At 63.0% G+C, this 16,950-nt stretch carries 16 protein-coding genes; 10 read left to right on the top strand and 6 right to left on the bottom strand.

What is annotated here, in order from left to right; translation table 11 throughout:
* Positions 1–32 precede the first annotated feature (32 nt).
* From AC19YX_RS21285 to AC19YX_RS21260, 6 genes are all read left to right on the top strand, one after another.
* Positions 33–1,478 carry an aldehyde dehydrogenase family protein gene (locus tag AC19YX_RS21285; RefSeq protein ID WP_500606925.1) on the top strand — a complete coding sequence of 482 codons (1,446 nt, stop codon included), beginning with the start codon at positions 33–35 and terminating at the stop codon, positions 1,476–1,478.
* Positions 1,479–1,564: 86 nt separating this feature from the next.
* Positions 1,565–2,929, top strand: a complete 1,365-nt coding sequence (locus tag AC19YX_RS21280; protein ID WP_078469827.1) for an MFS transporter — start codon at positions 1,565–1,567, stop codon at positions 2,927–2,929.
* 12 nt (positions 2,930–2,941) lie between these two features.
* Positions 2,942–4,495: a galactarate dehydratase gene (gene garD / locus AC19YX_RS21275; RefSeq protein WP_078469828.1), complete on the top strand. Its 1,554-nt coding sequence runs from the start codon at positions 2,942–2,944 to the stop codon at positions 4,493–4,495.
* Between the two features lie 82 nt (positions 4,496–4,577).
* The gene (locus AC19YX_RS21270; RefSeq protein WP_238596134.1) at positions 4,578–5,723 is read left to right on the top strand and encodes a mandelate racemase/muconate lactonizing enzyme family protein; all 1,146 of its coding nucleotides are present in this window, start codon (positions 4,578–4,580) and stop codon (positions 5,721–5,723) included.
* Between the two features lie 21 nt (positions 5,724–5,744).
* Positions 5,745–7,022 (top strand): MFS transporter, encoded by a 1,278-nt coding sequence (locus tag AC19YX_RS21265; protein ID WP_020297116.1) that lies wholly within the window; start codon positions 5,745–5,747, stop codon positions 7,020–7,022.
* A gap of 112 nt (positions 7,023–7,134) precedes the next feature.
* Positions 7,135–8,076: an AEC family transporter gene (locus AC19YX_RS21260; RefSeq protein WP_078469829.1), complete on the top strand. Its 942-nt coding sequence runs from the start codon at positions 7,135–7,137 to the stop codon at positions 8,074–8,076.
* Positions 8,077–8,124: 48 nt separating this feature from the next.
* On the opposite strand, the gene AC19YX_RS21255 is transcribed toward AC19YX_RS21260, so the two are convergent.
* The 6 genes from AC19YX_RS21255 to gatC form a co-directional block, all read right to left on the bottom strand.
* Positions 8,125–8,505 carry a carboxymuconolactone decarboxylase family protein gene (locus AC19YX_RS21255; protein WP_078469830.1) on the bottom strand — a complete coding sequence of 127 codons (381 nt, stop codon included), beginning with the start codon at positions 8,503–8,505 and terminating at the stop codon, positions 8,125–8,127.
* Positions 8,502–9,587, bottom strand: coding sequence for a calcium/sodium antiporter (locus AC19YX_RS21250; protein WP_078469831.1), 1,086 nt, complete (start codon positions 9,585–9,587; stop codon positions 8,502–8,504). The genes AC19YX_RS21255 and AC19YX_RS21250 overlap by 4 nt, the downstream gene beginning before the upstream one ends.
* 50 nt (positions 9,588–9,637) lie before the next feature.
* A complete protein-coding gene (locus AC19YX_RS21245) occupies positions 9,638–10,012 on the bottom strand; it encodes a septal ring lytic transglycosylase RlpA family protein (RefSeq protein WP_500606924.1) in 375 nt (124 codons plus the stop codon).
* Between the two features lie 99 nt (positions 10,013–10,111).
* On the bottom strand, positions 10,112–11,557 hold the full coding sequence (gene gatB, locus AC19YX_RS21240; protein WP_500606923.1) for an Asp-tRNA(Asn)/Glu-tRNA(Gln) amidotransferase subunit GatB: 1,446 nt from the start codon (positions 11,555–11,557) through the stop codon (positions 10,112–10,114).
* 10 nt (positions 11,558–11,567) lie between these two features.
* A complete protein-coding gene (gene gatA, locus AC19YX_RS21235; RefSeq protein ID WP_421548042.1) occupies positions 11,568–13,019 on the bottom strand; it encodes an Asp-tRNA(Asn)/Glu-tRNA(Gln) amidotransferase subunit GatA in 1,452 nt (483 codons plus the stop codon).
* A gap of 16 nt (positions 13,020–13,035) precedes the next feature.
* Positions 13,036–13,323, bottom strand: coding sequence for an Asp-tRNA(Asn)/Glu-tRNA(Gln) amidotransferase subunit GatC (gene gatC, locus AC19YX_RS21230; protein WP_020297123.1), 288 nt, complete (start codon positions 13,321–13,323; stop codon positions 13,036–13,038).
* Positions 13,324–13,533: 210 nt separating this feature from the next.
* On the opposite strand from gatC, the gene mreB reads away from it, so the two are divergent.
* From mreB to AC19YX_RS21210, 4 genes are all read left to right on the top strand, one after another.
* On the top strand, positions 13,534–14,571 hold the full coding sequence (gene mreB / locus AC19YX_RS21225; protein ID WP_002555108.1) for a rod shape-determining protein MreB: 1,038 nt from the start codon (positions 13,534–13,536) through the stop codon (positions 14,569–14,571).
* A gap of 143 nt (positions 14,572–14,714) precedes the next feature.
* The gene (mreC, locus tag AC19YX_RS21220; protein ID WP_500606948.1) at positions 14,715–15,773 is read left to right on the top strand and encodes a rod shape-determining protein MreC; all 1,059 of its coding nucleotides are present in this window, start codon (positions 14,715–14,717) and stop codon (positions 15,771–15,773) included.
* Positions 15,773–16,255 carry a rod shape-determining protein MreD gene (gene mreD, locus AC19YX_RS21215; RefSeq protein WP_020297125.1) on the top strand — a complete coding sequence of 161 codons (483 nt, stop codon included), beginning with the start codon at positions 15,773–15,775 and terminating at the stop codon, positions 16,253–16,255. Before mreC ends, mreD begins: the two co-directional genes overlap by 1 nt.
* A gap of 43 nt (positions 16,256–16,298) precedes the next feature.
* Positions 16,299–16,904, top strand: a complete 606-nt coding sequence (locus AC19YX_RS21210) for a Maf family protein (protein WP_201129459.1) — start codon at positions 16,299–16,301, stop codon at positions 16,902–16,904.
* Positions 16,905–16,950: the final 46 nt, after the last annotated feature.

Genomic DNA, 16,950 nt, shown 5'->3' with positions numbered 1-16,950 from the left:
TACGTACAGAATTTTGTGTGAGGAGTGACTTCGTGGCAGAGGCAAAACGATTCGATAACTACATCGGTGGCCAATGGGTTGCCGGCGCCGACTACTCCACCAATATCAACCCGTCGGACCTGTCCGAGGTGATCGGCGAGTACGCCAAGGCCGACCTGGCCCAGGTGCATGCCGCCATCGACGCAGCGCGTGCGGCGTTCCCGGCCTGGTCGACCTCGGGCATCCAGGCGCGCAGCGACGCGCTGGACAAAGTCGGCAGCGAGATCCTCGCCCGCCGTGAGGAGCTCGGCACCCTGCTGGCCCGGGAAGAGGGCAAGACCCTGCCCGAAGCCATCGGTGAAGTGGCGCGTGCCGGTAACATTTTCAAGTTCTTCGCCGGTGAGTGCCTGCGCCTGTCGGGCGATTACCTGCCCTCGGTGCGCCCGGGCGTCAACGTCGAAGTGACCCGCGAAGCCCTGGGTGTGGTGGGCCTGATCACGCCGTGGAACTTCCCGATCGCGATCCCGGCCTGGAAGATCGCCCCGGCCCTGGCCTACGGCAACTGCGTGGTGCTCAAGCCTGCCGACCTGGTGCCGGGTTGCGCCTGGGCCCTGGCGGAAATCATTTCCCGCGCCGGCTTCCCGGCTGGCGTGTTCAACCTGGTGATGGGCAGCGGCCGCCTGGTGGGCGACGCCATCGTCAACAGCCCGAAAGTCGACGGCATCAGCTTTACCGGCTCGGTGGGCGTAGGGCGGCAGATCGCCGTCAACTGCGTGGCGCGCCAGGCCAAGGTGCAGCTGGAGATGGGCGGCAAGAACCCGCAGATCATCCTCGACGACGCCGACCTCAAGCAGGCGGTGGAGCTGGCGGTGCAGAGCGCGTTCTATTCCACTGGCCAGCGTTGCACGGCGTCGAGCCGGCTGATTGTCACCGAGGGCATTCACGATAAGTTCGTTGCTGCGATGGCCGAGCGCATGCAGTCGATCAAGGTCGGCCATGCCCTGAAAGCCGGCACCGATATCGGCCCAGTGGTGTCCCAGTCGCAACTGGAGCAGGACCTGAAGTACATCGATATCGGCCAGTCCGAAGGTGCACGCCTGGTCAGTGGTGGCTCGCTGGTGACCTGCGACACCGAAGGCTACTTCCTGGCCCCGACTCTGTTTGCCGACAGCGAGGCCTCGATGCGCATCAGCCGCGAAGAGATCTTCGGCCCGGTGGCCAACGTGGTGCGTGTCGCCGACTACGAGGCGGCGCTGGCCATGGCCAACGACACCGAATTCGGTTTGTCGGCAGGCATCGCCACCACCTCGCTGAAGTATGCCAATCACTTCAAGCGCCACTCCCAGGCGGGGATGGTGATGGTCAACCTGCCGACCGCCGGCGTCGACTACCACGTGCCGTTCGGTGGTCGCAAAGGTTCGTCCTACGGTTCCCGCGAGCAGGGTCGCTACGCGCAGGAGTTCTACACCGTGGTCAAGACGGCTTACATCGGATCGTAAAGGCTGGATCTGCAGGGGCCGCTTTGTCGGCGCCTGCAGCACAACGTGATTACCCGCATAAAAATAAATAGTGGGAGTACATCCAAATGCAAGCGACCAAGCCGACTCACGTCCGCTATTTGATCCTGCTTATGCTGTTCCTGGTGACCACGATCAATTACGCCGACCGTGCCACTATCGCCATCGCGGGTTCCAGCCTGCAAAAAGACCTGGGTATCGACGCCGTCACCCTGGGCTACATCTTCTCTGCATTCGGTTGGGCCTATGTGGCCGGGCAAATTCCCGGTGGCTGGCTGCTCGATCGTTTCGGCTCGAAAAAAGTCTATGCCCTGAGCATTTTTACCTGGTCGCTGTTCACCGTGCTGCAAGGCTATGTCGGTGAGTTCGGGGTTTCCACTGCGGTGGTGGCGCTGTTCATGCTGCGCTTCCTGGTGGGCCTGGCCGAGGCGCCATCCTTCCCCGGCAATGCGCGGATCGTTGCCGCCTGGTTTCCCACCGCCGAACGCGGTACGGCGTCGGCGATCTTCAACTCGGCGCAGTATTTCGCCACGGTGCTGTTCGCGCCGTTGATGGGCTGGATCGTCTACCGCTTTGGCTGGCAGCACGTGTTTATCGTGATGGGCGGGATCGGCATCGTGTTTTCGCTGATCTGGCTGAAAATTATCCACAGCCCGCGCCAGCACCCGATGATCAACGAGGCCGAGTTCAAGCACATCGCCGACAACGGCGGCATGGTCGACATGGACCAGGACAAGGTCGCAGGCAAACGCACCGATGGCCCGAAATGGGACTACGTGCGCCAGTTGCTGACCAACCGCATGATGCTTGGGGTGTACCTGGGCCAGTACTGCATCAACGGCATCACCTACTTCTTCCTGACCTGGTTCCCGGTGTACCTGGTGCAGGAGCGCGGCATGACGATTCTCAAGGCGGGTTTCATCGCTTCCCTGCCGGCCATCTGCGGCTTTATCGGAGGCGTGCTGGGTGGGGTGATCTCCGATTACCTGCTGCGCAAGGGGCACTCGCTGACGTTCGCGCGCAAGGCGCCGATCATTGCCGGGCTGCTGGTGTCCAGCAGCATCGTGGCCTGCAACTACGTGGACATCGAATGGATGGTGGTCGGCTTCATGGCCCTGGCGTTCTTCGGCAAGGGCGTGGGCGCCCTGGGCTGGGCAGTGGTGTCGGACACCTCGCCAAAACAGATCGCCGGCCTGAGTGGCGGACTGTTCAATATGTTCGGCAATATCGCCTCGATCACCACGCCGATCGTGATTGGCTACATCATCAGTTCCACCGGTTCGTTCAAGTGGGCCCTGGTGTTTGTCGGCTGCAACGCGCTGGTGGCGGTGTTCAGCTACCTGGTGATCGTTGGCCCGATCAAACGAGTGGTGCTCAAGGAGCCGCCAAGCGACGGCCCCGAGTTGAGCAAACTTTCCCACGCACATTCCTGAAGGGGCGGCGTCATGCAGTTGATTGAACATTCAGACTCGCCGCGCTACATCCGCCTGCACGAGCTGGACAACGTTGTGATTGTGGTCAACGACCAGGGCGTGCCGGCCGGCACCGAGTTTGCCGATGGCCTGGTGACCGTGGATTTTGTGCCGCAGAGCCACAAGGTGACGCTGGTGGATATCCCCGAAGGCGGCCAGGTGATTCGCTATGGCCAGACCATCGGTTATGCCTTGCAGCCAATCCCCCGCGGCAGTTGGGTCAAGGAAGACCAACTGCGCATGCCAACCGCGCCGCCCCTGGACAGCCTGCCGCTGTCCACCGAGGTGCCGCCGGCCCAGGCTGCGCTGGAAGGGTTCACCTTCGAGGGTTATCGCAATGCCGACGGCACGGTCGGCACGCGCAATATCCTGGGAATCACCACCACCGTGCAGTGCGTGACCGGGGTCCTGGACCACGCGGTCAAGCGCATCCGCGAAGAGCTGCTGCCCAAGTACCCCCATGTCGATGATGTGGTGGCCCTGACCCACAGCTACGGCTGCGGCGTCGCCATTACCGCCACCGATGCCTATATCCCGATCCGCACCGTGCGCAACCTGGCGCGCAACCCCAACCTGGGGGGCGAAGCGCTGGTCATCAGCCTGGGCTGCGAGAAGTTGCAGGCCGGCCAGGTGATGCATGAAAACGACAGTTCGGTGGACCTCAGCGAGCCCTGGCTGTATCGCCTGCAGGACTCCAGCCACGGCTTCACCGAGATGATCGAGCAGATCATGGAGCTGGCCGAAACGCGCCTGAAGAAGCTCGACCAGCGGCGTCGGGAAACCGTGCCTGCTTCCGAGCTGATCCTGGGCATGCAGTGCGGCGGCAGTGACGCGTTTTCCGGGATCACCGCCAACCCGGCCCTGGGCTATGCCTCGGACCTGCTGCTGCGAGCGGGGGCAACGGTGATGTTTTCCGAAGTCACCGAAGTACGAGATGCCATCTACCTGTTGACCTCGCGCGCCGAGACCGAAACCGTGGCCCGCGAGCTGGTACGCGAGATGGACTGGTACGACCGCTACCTGGCCAAGGGCGAGGCGGATCGCAGCGCCAACACCACGCCGGGCAACAAGAAGGGCGGTCTGTCGAACATCGTTGAAAAATCCCTGGGCTCCATCGTCAAATCCGGCAGCAGCGCGATCAATGGCGTGCTGGGCCCGGGCGAGCGTTTCAGCCGCAAGGGCCTGATCTTTTGCGCGACGCCGGCCAGCGATTTTGTCTGCGGCACCTTGCAGCTGGCTGCCGGGATGAACCTGCACGTGTTCACCACCGGACGCGGTACGCCCTATGGCTTGGCGATGGCGCCAGTGGTCAAGGTCTCGACCCGCACCGAGCTGGCCCAGCGCTGGCCTGACCTGATCGATATCGACGCCGGGCGCATCGCCACCGGCCGCGCCAGTATTGAAGAGCTGGGCTGGGAGCTGTTCCACTTCTACCTGGACGTGGCCAGTGGAAAGAAGCAGACCTGGGCCGAGCAGCACAAGCTGCACAACGACATCACCTTGTTCAACCCCGCACCTATTACCTGAGGCCGATGGCCTGTCGCGGCGGGTGCCGGATACCCGCCGCGACCCCGGTTCTTGTCACCCACAACAATAAAAGCAGGAGTGCATGGCAGTGAAAATCGCCAGCATCGAAGTCATTCGGCTGAGTATTCCCTTCAGCACCGGCGCGACCCAGCGCAGTAACAGCGGGCCGGTCCAGGACGACGACGCCTTCAACGCCGCCTCGACCCGCCATCGGCGCATGGAAAGCCTGATGCTCAAGGTCAGCACCGACAGTGGCCTGGTGGGCTGGGGTGAAGCCTTCGGCCACGGCAGCAACCCGGTGACCTACAAGGCCCTGACCGACCTGGTGGCGCCGCAGTTTCTCGGCAGCGACGTGGCGAATTTCCAGGACACCCTGGAAGCCGCCAGGCGCGCCCTGCATGGCTTTGGCAGCAGCGGACCGGTGACCTACGCCTTGTCGGCAATGGACATCGCGCTCTGGGACCTGGCTGCACAGCGCGCTGGCCAGCCGCTATACAAGCTGCTCGGCGGCCGAGACCGGCCCCTGGAGCTGTACGCGAGCCTGGTCAGCTACGGCAACGACCCCGAGGAAGTGGCGCGCCAGGTACGCCGTGCGCGCGGCCAGGGATTTCGCAAGATCAAGCTCCACGAAACCACCTACGCCGCCATCGCTGCTGCCCGTGAGGCGTTGCCGGTGGAGGAGGGCGAGCTGATGGTCGACGTCAATTGCCCCTGGAGCGTGAGCCAGGCCAGCGACATGGCCGGACAACTGCGCCCGCTGCAATTGGCCTGGCTCGAAGAGCCGGTCTGGCCGCCGGATGACGCCCATGGCCTGGCCCAGGTGCGCAGCCACGGCGTGCCCATCGCTGCCGGGGAAAACGCCGCCGGGGTCCAGGGCCTGCGGGCGATGTTCGAGCAGGGTGCGCTGGATATCGCCCAACCGAGCGTGGCCAAGATCGGCGGTATCAGCGCCATGGTCCAGGTCTTCGAGCTGGCCCGGCGCTACCAGGTCAAGGTCGTGCCCCATTGCTTCTACTTCGGTCCCGGGCTGTTGGCGGTGGCGCATCTGTGCAGCCTGCTGCCGGCGGATATCAGCCTTGAGGTGCCCTTTATCGAATTCGAGCGCCTGCTGTACCCGCAGCTCGCGTTCACCCCGCAGATGAGCCTGCCACAGCAGCCGGGGCTGGGCTTCGCGCCTGACGCCGAGGTGCTCGGCGCTTACACCGTGGAATCTGTAGTGCTGTCCTGACAACAATAAGGGTCGACAAAAATGTTAGGTAAATACCGCTGGAAAATCGCCGGCCTGCTGTTCTTCGCCGGGATGCTCAACTACCTTGACCGCGCTGCGTTGTCGGTGGTGGCGCCGCTGCTCAAGGGCGAGCTGAACATCAATGACGCGCAAATGGGCTTTATCTTCAGCAGCTTCTTTATCGGCTACTGCGCCTTCTGTTTTATCGGCGGCTATGCGGCGGATAAATTCGGGCCCAAGCGCGTGTTCGCCTGGGCCGCGGGCGGCTGGTCGGTGTTTTGCGGCCTTACGGCGCTGATCACCGGGTATGTGCAGTTGCTGATCTGTCGGATCTTTTTCGGCATGGGCGAAGGCCCGATGGGCACCACCACCAACAAGGCGATCACCAACTGGTTCCCCCGTGAGGAGGCTGGCCGCGCGATCGGTTTCACCAACTGCGGCCAGCCCCTGGGCGCGGCGCTGGCGGGGCCGATTGTCGGCCTGGTGGCGTTGAATTTCGGCTGGCGGATTTCCTTCGTGGTGATCGCGGTGCTGGGGGGCCTTTGGCTGCTGGCGTGGCTGAAGTTCTTCAAGGACACCCCCGAGCAGCATCCGCGAGTGTCCGAGGCCGAGCGCGAGCTGATTCGCCAGAGCCGCGCCAACATCATTGTCGAGAGCGTCGAAGAGGGTCGCAGCCTGACCCATTACATCTTTTCGGTGCCGGTACTGGCCGTGGCCATGGCGTTTTTCTGCTTCAACTACGTGCTGTATTTCTTCCTCACCTGGCTGCCCAGCTACCTGATGGATTACCAGCACCTGGACATCAAGAGCATGAGCATCATCGGCGTGATCCCGTGGCTGGGCGCGGCGGTGGGCTTTCTTGGCGGCGGCTTTTTCGCCGATGGCCTGGGCCGGCGCCTGGGGAATGTGATCCTGGCGCGCAAGATCGTGCTGACCCTGGGCCTGGGCGTGGCGGCGGTCTGTGTGCTGCTGACCACCCAGGTCGCGTCCCTGGGGATGGCGGTGGCCTGCATCACCGTGTCCAGCGTGTTTCTGTTCATGACCCCGCAGATTTGCTGGGCGCTGATCCAGGACATCGTGCCGAAGAACCGCGTGGGCGGCACCGGTGGCTTCGTGCATTTGCTGGCGAACCTGGCGGGTATCGCCGCACCGTCCCTGACCGGCCTGCTGATCCAGTACGGTGGGGGCTACAACTCGGCGTTCTTCCTGGCCGCAGCGGTCTCGGCGGTGGGCATGGTGGTGGTCGTGTTGGCGGTGCGTTCCCGGCAACCCGAGGCGGGTGTTGCGCAAATGGCCTGATCCACCTGCCGGGGTGAAGGGTTTTGGTCCGGTGGTGGCGCCGGGCCTGAGACCGGGCCGGGAAACTGGCTTATCATTGGCGCCCTGACCACGGGCTCAAGGTTCACCCCGCATGCTGGCTATTTTTCTTCAAACACTGAGCATCACCGCCCCCGTGTTTGCGATGTTGTTTCTTGGCGTACTGCTCAAGCGCGTGGGCTGGATCAACGACAATTTCATTCATACCGCGTCGGCCCTGGTGTTCAACGTCACCATGCCGGCGTTGTTGTTTCTGGGCATCCTCCATGCCGACCTGCATTCGGCGCTCAAGCCCGGGCTGCTGATCTACTTCGCCGTGGCCACCCTGCTCAGTTTTATCGGTGCCTGGGGCTGGGCGATCTGGCGCTGCCCGCGGGAAGACCGGGGCATCTATACCCAGGGCGCGTTTCGCGGCAACAACGGCGTGATCGGCCTGGCCCTGGCGGCGAGCATGTATGGCGCGTACGGGATCTCCCTGGGGGCGGTGCTCGCGGCGCTGGTGATTCTGTTCTACAACACGCTGTCGACCATTGTCCTGGCGGTCTACAGCCCGGTGATCAAGTCCGATCCGTGGAGCATCTGCAAAAGCGTGGTCAGCAACCCGCTGATCATCAGCGTGCTGCTGGCGGCGCCCTTTGCTTATTGGCAGATCAGCTTGCCGGGCTGGCTCGAAAGCTCCGGCCAGAACCTGGCGCAGATGACGCTGCCCCTGGCCCTGATCTGCATCGGCGGCACCTTGTCGCTGGAAGCCTTGCGCAAAAGTGGCGACCTGGCGCTGAGCTCGAGCCTGGTGAAAATGGTCGGGTTGCCGGTGCTGGCGACCTTGGGCGCCTGGTTGTGCGGCTTTCGCGGGGCGGAGCTGGGGATTCTGTTTCTGTACTTCGGCAGCCCCACGGCGGCCGCCAGTTTTGTCATGGCGCGCGCTGCCAATGGCAACCATGAATTGGCGGCGGCGATCATTGTCATCACCACGCTGATGGCGGCCGTGACCACCAATATCGGGATTTTCCTGTTGCAGTGGGGCGGCTGGATCTGACGCCGGCAACGGACTGATCGCCAGCCCATTGCCGAGTCCGGCGAGGCCTCAGTCGGGCTTCTGATAGGTATCGATCACTTCCTGCGCTGCACGGAAGGCATCGATGGCCGCCGGCACTCCGGCATACACCGCGCAATGCAGCAGTGCCTCGCGAATCTCTTCGACGCTGCAACCGTTGTTCAATGCGCCACGCACATGGCCCTTGAGCTCCTGCGGGCACTTGAGCGCGGTCAACGCGGCCAGGGTGATCAGGCTGCGGGTCTTGAGCGGCAAGCCCTCGCGGTTCCAGACGCTGCCCCAGGCGTGTTCATTGACGAAGTCCTGCAGCGGTTGGGTGAAGTCGGTGGCGTTGCCCAGGGCGCGATCGACGAACTCATCGCCCATGACTTGGCGCCGCACTTCAACACCGGGCTTCTTTGGGTCGGTCATTGTGCTTCTCCTTTCTTGTGTTGGCGGCGCCAGGCACGCAGCGAGCTGAATAGCAAAAAGGCCACCAGCGCCGGCAGGACGAAAAACAGCATCAGGTTTTCCAGCTTGCCGGCCAGGGGCATGCCTGTGGTGAAGGACACCACGTGCAGCCCATAGGCCAGGTACAAGCCCAGAAACAGCAAGCCCTCGGCCCGGGTCACCCGGTAACCGGAATAGAACACCGGCAGGCACAGCACGGCGACACCCAGCATCACCGGCAAGTCGAAATCCAGGGCGTTGGGCGAGACCGACAGTGGCATCGGTGCCACCAGGGCGGTGAACCCCAAGACCCCCAGCAGGTTGAACAGGTTGCTGCCGATGACGTTGCCTACGGCGATATCCCGCTGCCCGCGCAAGGCGGCGATCAGCGAGGTGGCCAGCGCCGGCAGCGAGGTGCCGACCGCAATCACGGTCAGGCCGATGATGCGCTCGGACAAACCCAGGTCGGAGGCCACTTCCACCGCCGCCTGCAACAGCAGGTGCCCGGCGAAGGCGAGCAGGCCCAGGCCCAGCAGCATCGACAGCAGGCTGCTGACCCAGGGTGGGTTGCTGCTGGCAGGGTGCAGGCCTTGGCCGGTGTGGTCGGCGCCGGCCTGGGGGCGGGCGCTGTGGCGCGACTGGCGCAGCAGCAGGCCCAGGTACAGCAGCAGGGCGGCCAGCAGGATCAGGCCATCGACCGGGGTCAGTTCTTCGTTGTAGGCCAGGACGAACACCAGCAGGCTGGCGCCGATCATCAGCGGGATATCCAGGCGCACCAGTTGCCGCGAGACCCGCAGCGGGATGATCAGGGCCGACAGACCTAGGGTGACCAGGATGTTGAAGATGCTGCTGCCGATCACGCTGCCCACGGCGATATCGGTGTTTTCAGCCAGGGTCGCCTGCAGGCTGACCGCCATCTGCGGGGCGCTGCTGCCCAAGGCGACGATGGTCAGGCCGATGATCAGTGGCCGCACATGCAGGCGCGCCGCAAGGCGCACGGCGGCACGCACCAGCAGCTCGGCGCCGGCCACCAGCAGGATCAGGCCGCTGACAAGCTGCACCAGGCTGAGCAGGGGTAAATCGGCTAATCCGAAAATGGTCAGGGCTCCGTCGGTCAGTCGCTGAGGGCTTGCACGCGCACCCGCGCGGTGCCGCTGCGCAGCATGCCCAGTTGCTCGGCCGCGGCGCGGGACAGGTCGATCAGGCGGCCACGGGTGTGGGGCCCGCGGTCGTTGATGCGCACCACCACGGTCTTGTCGTTGCTCAGATTGGTGACTTGCACCCGAGTGCCGAAGGGCAGCTCGCGATGGGCGGCGCTCAGGCCGTGCTGGTCGAAGGGCTCGCCACTGGCGGTACGCTTGCCATGGTGGCGAGCACCGTAATAGGAGGCGGTGCCGGTTTCGTCATAACCGCGTGGGTCGATGATATGGCTGGTGGCGCAGCCGGCAAGCAGGGAGAGCAGGGCACAGGCACCAAGCAGACGCTTCATAAACCGGGCTCGCATAATAAATGTGGCGAGGGAGCAGGCTCCGTCGCCACAGGGGCGTGTGCCATGACCGGGGTCAGGCACACGCTCGATAAACCGCTATCAGCCTTCAAGCTTGTTTTTCAGCAGCTCGTTGACCTGTTGCGGGTTGGCCTTGCCTTTGGAGGCTTTCATGGCCTGGCCGACGAAGAAGCCGAACATCTTGCCGCGCTTGGCTTCATCGGCGGCGCGGTACTGCTCGACCTGCTCGGCGTTGGCCGCGAGCATTTCGTCGAGCACGGCAGAGATGGCGCCGCTGTCGGTGACTTGCTTGAGGCCGCGCTTGTCGATGATTTCGTCAGCACTGCCTTCGCCGTTGGCCATGGCTTCGAACACGGTCTTGGCAATCTTGCCGGAGATAGTGTTGTCCTTGATCCGCAACAGCATGCCGCCCAGTTGCTCGGCCGAGACCGGAGCCTCGTCGATTTCCAGGCCCTGCTTGTTCAACAGGCTGCCCAACTCGACCATGACCCAGTTGGCGGCCAGTTTGGCGTCACCGGCAATCTTCACCACCTTCTCGAAGTAGTCCGCCTGCTCACGGCTCGACGCCAGCACGCTGGCATCATAGACCGACAGGCCGAACTGCTCCTGGAAGCGCTCGCGTTTTTGCGGTGGCAGTTCCGGCAGGGTGGCGCGCACGGCATCGAGGAACGAGTCTTCGATCACCACCGGCAGCAGGTCCGGATCGGGGAAGTAACGGTAGTCGTTGGCTTCTTCCTTGCTGCGCATCGGACGGGTTTCGTCCTTGTTCGGGTCATACAGGCGGGTTTGCTGGATGACCTTGCCACCGTCTTCGATCAGTTCGATCTGGCGGCGGACTTCGCTGTTGATCGCCTTCTCGATGAAGCGGAACGAGTTGACGTTCTTGATCTCGCAGCGGGTGCCGAATTCGACCTGGCCCTTGGGCCGGATCGACACGTTGCAGTCGCAACGCAGGGAGCCTTCGGCCATGTTGCCGTCGCAGATGCCCAGGTAGCGCACCAGGGCGTGGATCGACTTGACGTAGGCCACGGCTTCCTTGGCGTTGCGCATGTCCGGCTCGGAAACGATTTCCAGCAACGGCGTGCCGGCACGGTTCAGGTCGATGCCGGTGGCACCGTTGAACTCTTCATGCAGGCTTTTGCCGGCGTCTTCTTCCAGGTGCGCGCGGGTGATGCCCACGCGTTTGACCGTGCCGTCTTCCAGCGGAATATCCAGGAAGCCCTTGCCCACGATCGGCAATTCCATCTGGCTGATCTGGTAGCCCTTGGGCAGGTCCGGGTAGAAGTAGTTTTTACGCGCGAACACGTTGTGCTGGCCGATCTCGGCGTCGACCGCCAGACCGAACATCACCGCCATGCGTACCGCTTCCTGGTTCAGCACTGGCAGCACGCCGGGCATGCCCAGGTCGACCAGGCTGGCCTGGGTGTTGGGCTCGGCACCGAAGGCGGTGGAGCTACCGGAGAAAATCTTCGATTGAGTGGTGAGCTGGGTATGAATCTCCAGCCCGATCACGACTTCCCATTGCATGTGTGTCTCCTCAGAAGCCGGTTGGGGTGCGGGTGTGCCAGTCAGTGTTGAGCTGATACTGGTGGGCAACGTTCAACAGGCGACCTTCCTGGAAATAAGGAGCGAGCAACTGCACGCCGACTGGCAGGCCGTCGACGAAACCGGCGGGCATGGACAAGCCCGGCAGGCCGGCAAGGTTGGCGGTGATGGTGTAGACGTCTTCCAGGTACGCAGCGACCGGGTCGCTGCTCTTGGCGCCGATTTTCCAGGCCGGGTTGGGCGTGGTCGGGCCGAGGATGATGTCGACTTCATTAAAGGCAGCCATGAAGTCGTTCTTGATCAGGCGGCGGATTTTCTGCGCCTTCAAGTAGTAGGCGTCGTAGTAACCGGCAGACAGGGCGTAGGCGCCGACCATGATCCGGCGTTGAACTTCGGTGCCGAAGCCTTCGCCGCGGGAGCGTTTGTACAGGTCTTCAAGCTTGGTCGGGTTTTCGCAGCGGTAGCCGAAGCGCACGCCGTCGAAACGCGAGAGGTTGGAGGAGGCCTCTGCCGGGGCGATCACGTAGTAGGCGGGAATCGCGTGCTGCATGTTCGGCAGGCTGATTTCCTTGATCACCGCGCCGAGCTTTTCCAGCTCCTTGACGCTGGTGTGGATCAGCTCGGCGATGCGCGGGTCGAGGCCGGCGCTGAAATATTCCTTGGGCACGCCGATGCGCAGGCCCTGCAGCGAGCCGTTGAGGCTGGCGCTGTAGTCCGGGACCGGTTCGTCGATGCTGGTGGAGTCGTTAGGGTCGAAGCCGGCCATGCCTTGCAGCAGGATCGCGCAGTCTTCGGCGGTGCGCGCCAACGGGCCGCCCTGATCGAGGCTGGAGGCGTAGGCAATCATGCCCCAGCGCGAAACGCGACCGTAGGTCGGTTTCAGCCCGGTGAGGTTGGTCAGCGCAGCGGGCTGGCGGATCGAGCCGCCGGTATCGGTGCCGGTGGCGGCAGGCAGCAGGCGCGCGGCAACTGCTGCAGCCGAACCGCCGGACGAGCCGCCCGGCACGCATTCCAGGTTCCACGGGTTTTTGGCCGGGCCGTAGAAGCTCGACTCGTTGCCCGAACCCATGGCGAATTCGTCCATGTTGGTTTTGCCCAGGGTCACGGTGCCGGCGGCGGCCAGTTTGGCGACCACGGTGGCGTCGTAGGGGGCCTTGAAGTTGTCGAGCATCTTCGAGCCGCAGCTGGTGCGGATGCCCTGGGTGCAGAACAGGTCTTTGTGGGCGATCGGCGCGCCAAGCAGGGCGCCGTTCTCACCGTTGGCGCGACGTGCGTCGGCGGCCTTGGCCTGGCTCAGAGCCAGGTCCTGGGTGAGGCTGATGAAGCTGTTGAGCTGCGGATCGAGCTGGGCGATGCGCGCCAGCAGGGTCGTGGTCAGCTCTACGGAAGAAAACTTTTTATCGGCGAGTCCGCGGGCGATCTCGGCCAGAGTCATGTGATGCATTGCAGGCTCTTTCCCTTTAGTCGATGACTTTCGGAACCAGATACAGGCCGTTTTCGACCGCTGGCGCGATGGACTGATAAGCCTCGCGGTGATTGGACTCGGTCACAACGTCTGCGCGCAGGCGCTGGCTGGCTTCCAGTGGGTGGGCCAGGGGTTCGATACCGTCGGTATCGACTGCCTGCATTTCATCCACCAGCCCGAGAATGCTGTTCAGGGCGGAGGTGATGTGTGGAAGATCGGCTTCATTGAGGCCCAGACAGGCCAGATGAGCGATTTTTTCCACGTCGGAGCGTTCAAGCGCCATGGGATTCTCCAGTGGAAAACAGAACGGAGGTCGTCCGTGTGTTAGATTGTCGGAACACTACCGCATTTCTACGGTCATAAGGCCGCGATTGTGGGGGTTGGTGCACAGAAAAGCGGCCAATTTAACATATTGGCGCCTTGCCCAAAATCCCTGTCGTTGTTAGAGTTTGCCGCACTTTTTTACCCACGCGTTGCCTAGGGTCCCTTTCCCATGTTCAAGAAACTGCGTGGCATGTTTTCCAGCGATCTTTCCATTGACCTGGGCACTGCCAACACCCTTATTTACGTGCGCGAGCGCGGTATCGTCCTGAATGAACCATCGGTTGTGGCCATTCGGACCCACGGTAATCAGAAAAGTGTCGTTGCCGTCGGCACCGAGGCCAAGCGCATGCTGGGCCGTACACCGGGCAACATTGCTGCCATTCGTCCGATGAAAGATGGCGTTATCGCCGACTTCAGTGTCTGCGAAAAGATGCTGCAATACTTTATCAACAAGGTTCACGAAAACAGCTTTCTGCAGCCTAGCCCTCGTGTGCTGATCTGCGTTCCATGCAAGTCCACCCAGGTTGAGCGTCGTGCCATCCGTGAGTCGGCCCTTGGCGCCGGTGCCCGTGAAGTGTTCCTGATCGAAGAGCCGATGGCTGCTGCGATCGGTGCCGGCTTGCCGGTTGAAGAAGCCCGCGGTTCGATGGTCGTGGATATCGGTGGCGGTACCACTGAAATCGCGCTGATCTCCCTGAACGGTGTGGTTTACGCCGAATCCGTTCGTGTGGGCGGCGACCGTTTCGACGAAGCCATCATCACTTACGTGCGTCGCAACTACGGCAGCCTGATCGGCGAATCCACCGCCGAGCGCATCAAGCAGGAAATCGGTACAGCCTACCCGGGCGGCGAAGTCCGTGAAGTCGACGTTCGCGGCCGCAACCTGGCCGAAGGCGTACCACGCGCATTCACCCTGAACTCCAATGAAGTGCTGGAAGCTCTGCAAGAGTCCCTGGCCACCATCGTTCAGGCAGTGAAGAGCGCCCTGGAGCAATCGCCTCCGGAACTGGCTTCGGATATCGCCGAGCGTGGCCTGGTGCTGACCGGTGGTGGCGCTCTGTTGCGTGACCTCGACAAGCTGCTGGCCCAGGAAACCGGCCTGCCGGTGATTGTTGCCGAAGACCCGCTGACCTGTGTTGCTCGCGGCGGTGGCCGTGCATTGGAAATGATGGACAAGCACACCATGGACCTGCTCTCCAGCGAATAACTTCGCCGGATGCATCTATGCTGTTCCGCTCGCAGGTAGCACTTTGCAGTGCTGCCTGTTGGCGTTTATCTTCTGTCAATCTGCATCCAGGCCGGTTTGATGCCGTATGAATAACGAGAACATTTGCCTGGGAGGAGCGGCTTATTAAACCGCTTTTCGCCAAGGGCCCCTCACTGGGCGTACGCTTGTTGGTGCTGGTCGTGTTATCGGTCGCGCTGATGGTGGTCGATGCCCGCTTTACCCTGCTCAAGCCTGTGCGCAGCCAGATGTATGTGCTGATGGAAGCGTATACGGTCACCGATCTGCCTGATCGGTTCTGGCAGTTCGTGTCCAGCCAGCTGGGCAGCCGTACCGAGCTTGCTGCTGACAACGAAAAACTCAAGACCGAAAACCTGCTGTTGCAGGGGCGTATGCAGAAGCTTGCCGCCCTGACCGAGCAGAACGTTCGGCTGCGCGAGTTGCTCAACTCCTCGGCGCTGGTCAATGAGAAGGTCGAAGTGGCCGAATTGATCGGCATCGATCCCAACCCGTTCACCCATCGCATCATCATCAATAAAGGTGAGCGCGACGGTGTGGTCCTTGGTCAGCCGGTGCTCGATGCCCGTGGACTGATGGGGCAGGTGGTCGAGTTGATGCCCTACACCTCTCGCGTGCTGTTGCTGACCGACACCACCCACAGTATTCCGGTGCAGGTCAATCGCAACGGCCTGCGTGCCATCGCCAGCGGCACCGGCAACCCGGAGCGCCTGGAACTGCGCCACGTGGCCGATACCGCCGACATCAAGGAGGGCGACCTGCTGGTCAGCTCCGGCCTGGGCCAGCGTTTCCCGGCGGGCTACCCGGTGGCCACGGTCAAGGAAGTCATTCATGACTCCGGCCAGCCGTTTGCCATTGTCCGTGCGGTCCCGACCGCCGCCCTCAACCGCAGTCGTTACCTGCTGCTGGTGTTCAGTGACAGCCGTACCCCTGAAGAACGTGCCAATGACGCGGCCAAGGCCGAAGAGGCCCTGCATCAGCCTGGCGGCGTCGGTGACGCCCCGGTCAAACCCGCCGTAACGCCGGCACCGGCGACAGCCCCAGCGGTTGCGCCTGCCGCAGCAACCCCGGCTGCCGCGGCACCTGCCAAACCGTCTGCCCATGCAGCGCCGGCCAGGCCGGCTGCCGCCAAACCACCTGCAACCACCACCCGGGCGCGAGAATAATGGCCAGTGCGCAATCCCAGAATGGCTGGATCATCTGGCTGACCTTCTTTATCGCGTTGCTGCTTGGCATCGTGCCGTTTCCGCATTTTGAAATCCTGCGTCCGTTGTTTATGGCGTTGCTGCTGGCCTTCTGGGCCCTGGAGCTGCCGCAGCGGGTGGGGATGGTCACTGCCTGGTGCCTGGGGATTGCTCAGGACGTGCTCGATGGAACCTTCCTCGGGCACAACGCGCTGATCCTGACCCTGATCACCTTCCTGGTGCTGTCGTTGCAGCAACGGGTGCGGATGTTCCCGATGTGGCAGCAAAGCCTGGTGGTGCTGGTGATCTTCGGGCTCGCGCAGTTGCTCCAGCTGTGGCTCAGCGCCCTGACCGGCAATCGCGAAACCCTCGCCGTTTTGCTGCCGGCCTTGATCAGCGCCTTGCTCTGGCCGTGGGTCAGCTTCGGTCTTCGCGGGTTGCGCCGACGCTTCAAAATCAATTAATTCGGTCAGGCATTGACCCGCACCTCGACAGGGAGATGTCTTGATGAATCCGCTTTACCTCGCCTCTGGCTCGCCGCGTCGCCGTGAATTGCTCACGCAGATCGGCGTGCCCTTTACCGCCATCAGCGCGGATATCGACGAAACCCCTCTGCCCAATGAAGCCCCAGCGGCCTATGTCGAGCGCCTGGCGCGGGGCAAGGCCGAGGCCGGGCGCGGCCTGATCACCAGCAGCGAATCCCAGGCGCCGGCCTGCGTGCTGGGGGCCGACACGGCGGTGGTGCTCGATGGGCGGATTCTTGGCAAGCCCCTGGATCAGGCCGATGCGCAATCCATGCTCCTGGCCCTGTCGGGGCGTGAACATGAAGTACTGACCGCCATTGCCCTGCTCGATGGCCAGCGCTGTGAGTCACGGGTAGTGCGCAGCCTGGTGCGTTTCCGGGAGATTGGCCGCGATGAAGCCACGGCCTACTGGCACAGTGGCGAGCCCCAGGACAAAGCCGGCGGCTATGCGATCCAGGGGCTTGCGGCGGTGTTTGTCGCCGGGCTCAATGGCAGTTATTCCGCCGTGGTGGGCCTGCCTGTTTGCGAAACCGCGGAACTGCTGGGCCATTTCGGCATACCCTGTTGGCAAAACCTTACAGTGCGCTAAGCGCCGTACCTGACTGATGCGGCCATCTATAGTGAACATGCCTGAA

The organism is Pseudomonas sp. MF09150 (assembly GCF_059862355.1).
The sequence above is the reverse complement of the archived record's forward strand: the minus strand, read 5'-3'. Positions and strand labels throughout refer to the sequence as shown.

Bases quoted from the DNA above. Each gene is read 5' to 3' on its own strand.
- AC19YX_RS21245 (WP_500606924.1), bottom strand. From the start codon at position 10,012: ATGAAGCGTCTGCTTGGTGCCTGTGCCCTGCTCTCCCTGCTTGCCGGC.
- mreB (WP_002555108.1), top strand. From the start codon at position 13,534: ATGTTCAAGAAACTGCGTGGCATGTTTTCCAGCGATCTTTCCATTGAC.
- AC19YX_RS21270 (WP_238596134.1), top strand. From the start codon at position 4,578: ATGGCAGTGAAAATCGCCAGCATCGAAGTCATTCGGCTGAGTATTCCC.
- garD (WP_078469828.1), top strand. From the start codon at position 2,942: ATGCAGTTGATTGAACATTCAGACTCGCCGCGCTACATCCGCCTGCAC.
- AC19YX_RS21280 (WP_078469827.1), top strand. From the start codon at position 1,565: ATGCAAGCGACCAAGCCGACTCACGTCCGCTATTTGATCCTGCTTATG.
- AC19YX_RS21260 (WP_078469829.1), top strand. From the start codon at position 7,135: ATGCTGGCTATTTTTCTTCAAACACTGAGCATCACCGCCCCCGTGTTT.
- mreD (WP_020297125.1), top strand. From the start codon at position 15,773: ATGGCCAGTGCGCAATCCCAGAATGGCTGGATCATCTGGCTGACCTTC.
- gatC (WP_020297123.1), bottom strand. From the start codon at position 13,323: ATGGCGCTTGAACGCTCCGACGTGGAAAAAATCGCTCATCTGGCCTGT.
- AC19YX_RS21255 (WP_078469830.1), bottom strand. From the start codon at position 8,505: ATGACCGACCCAAAGAAGCCCGGTGTTGAAGTGCGGCGCCAAGTCATG.
- gatA (WP_421548042.1), bottom strand. From the start codon at position 13,019: ATGCATCACATGACTCTGGCCGAGATCGCCCGCGGACTCGCCGATAAA.
- gatB (WP_500606923.1), bottom strand. From the start codon at position 11,557: ATGCAATGGGAAGTCGTGATCGGGCTGGAGATTCATACCCAGCTCACC.
- AC19YX_RS21265 (WP_020297116.1), top strand. From the start codon at position 5,745: ATGTTAGGTAAATACCGCTGGAAAATCGCCGGCCTGCTGTTCTTCGCC.
- AC19YX_RS21210 (WP_201129459.1), top strand. From the start codon at position 16,299: ATGAATCCGCTTTACCTCGCCTCTGGCTCGCCGCGTCGCCGTGAATTG.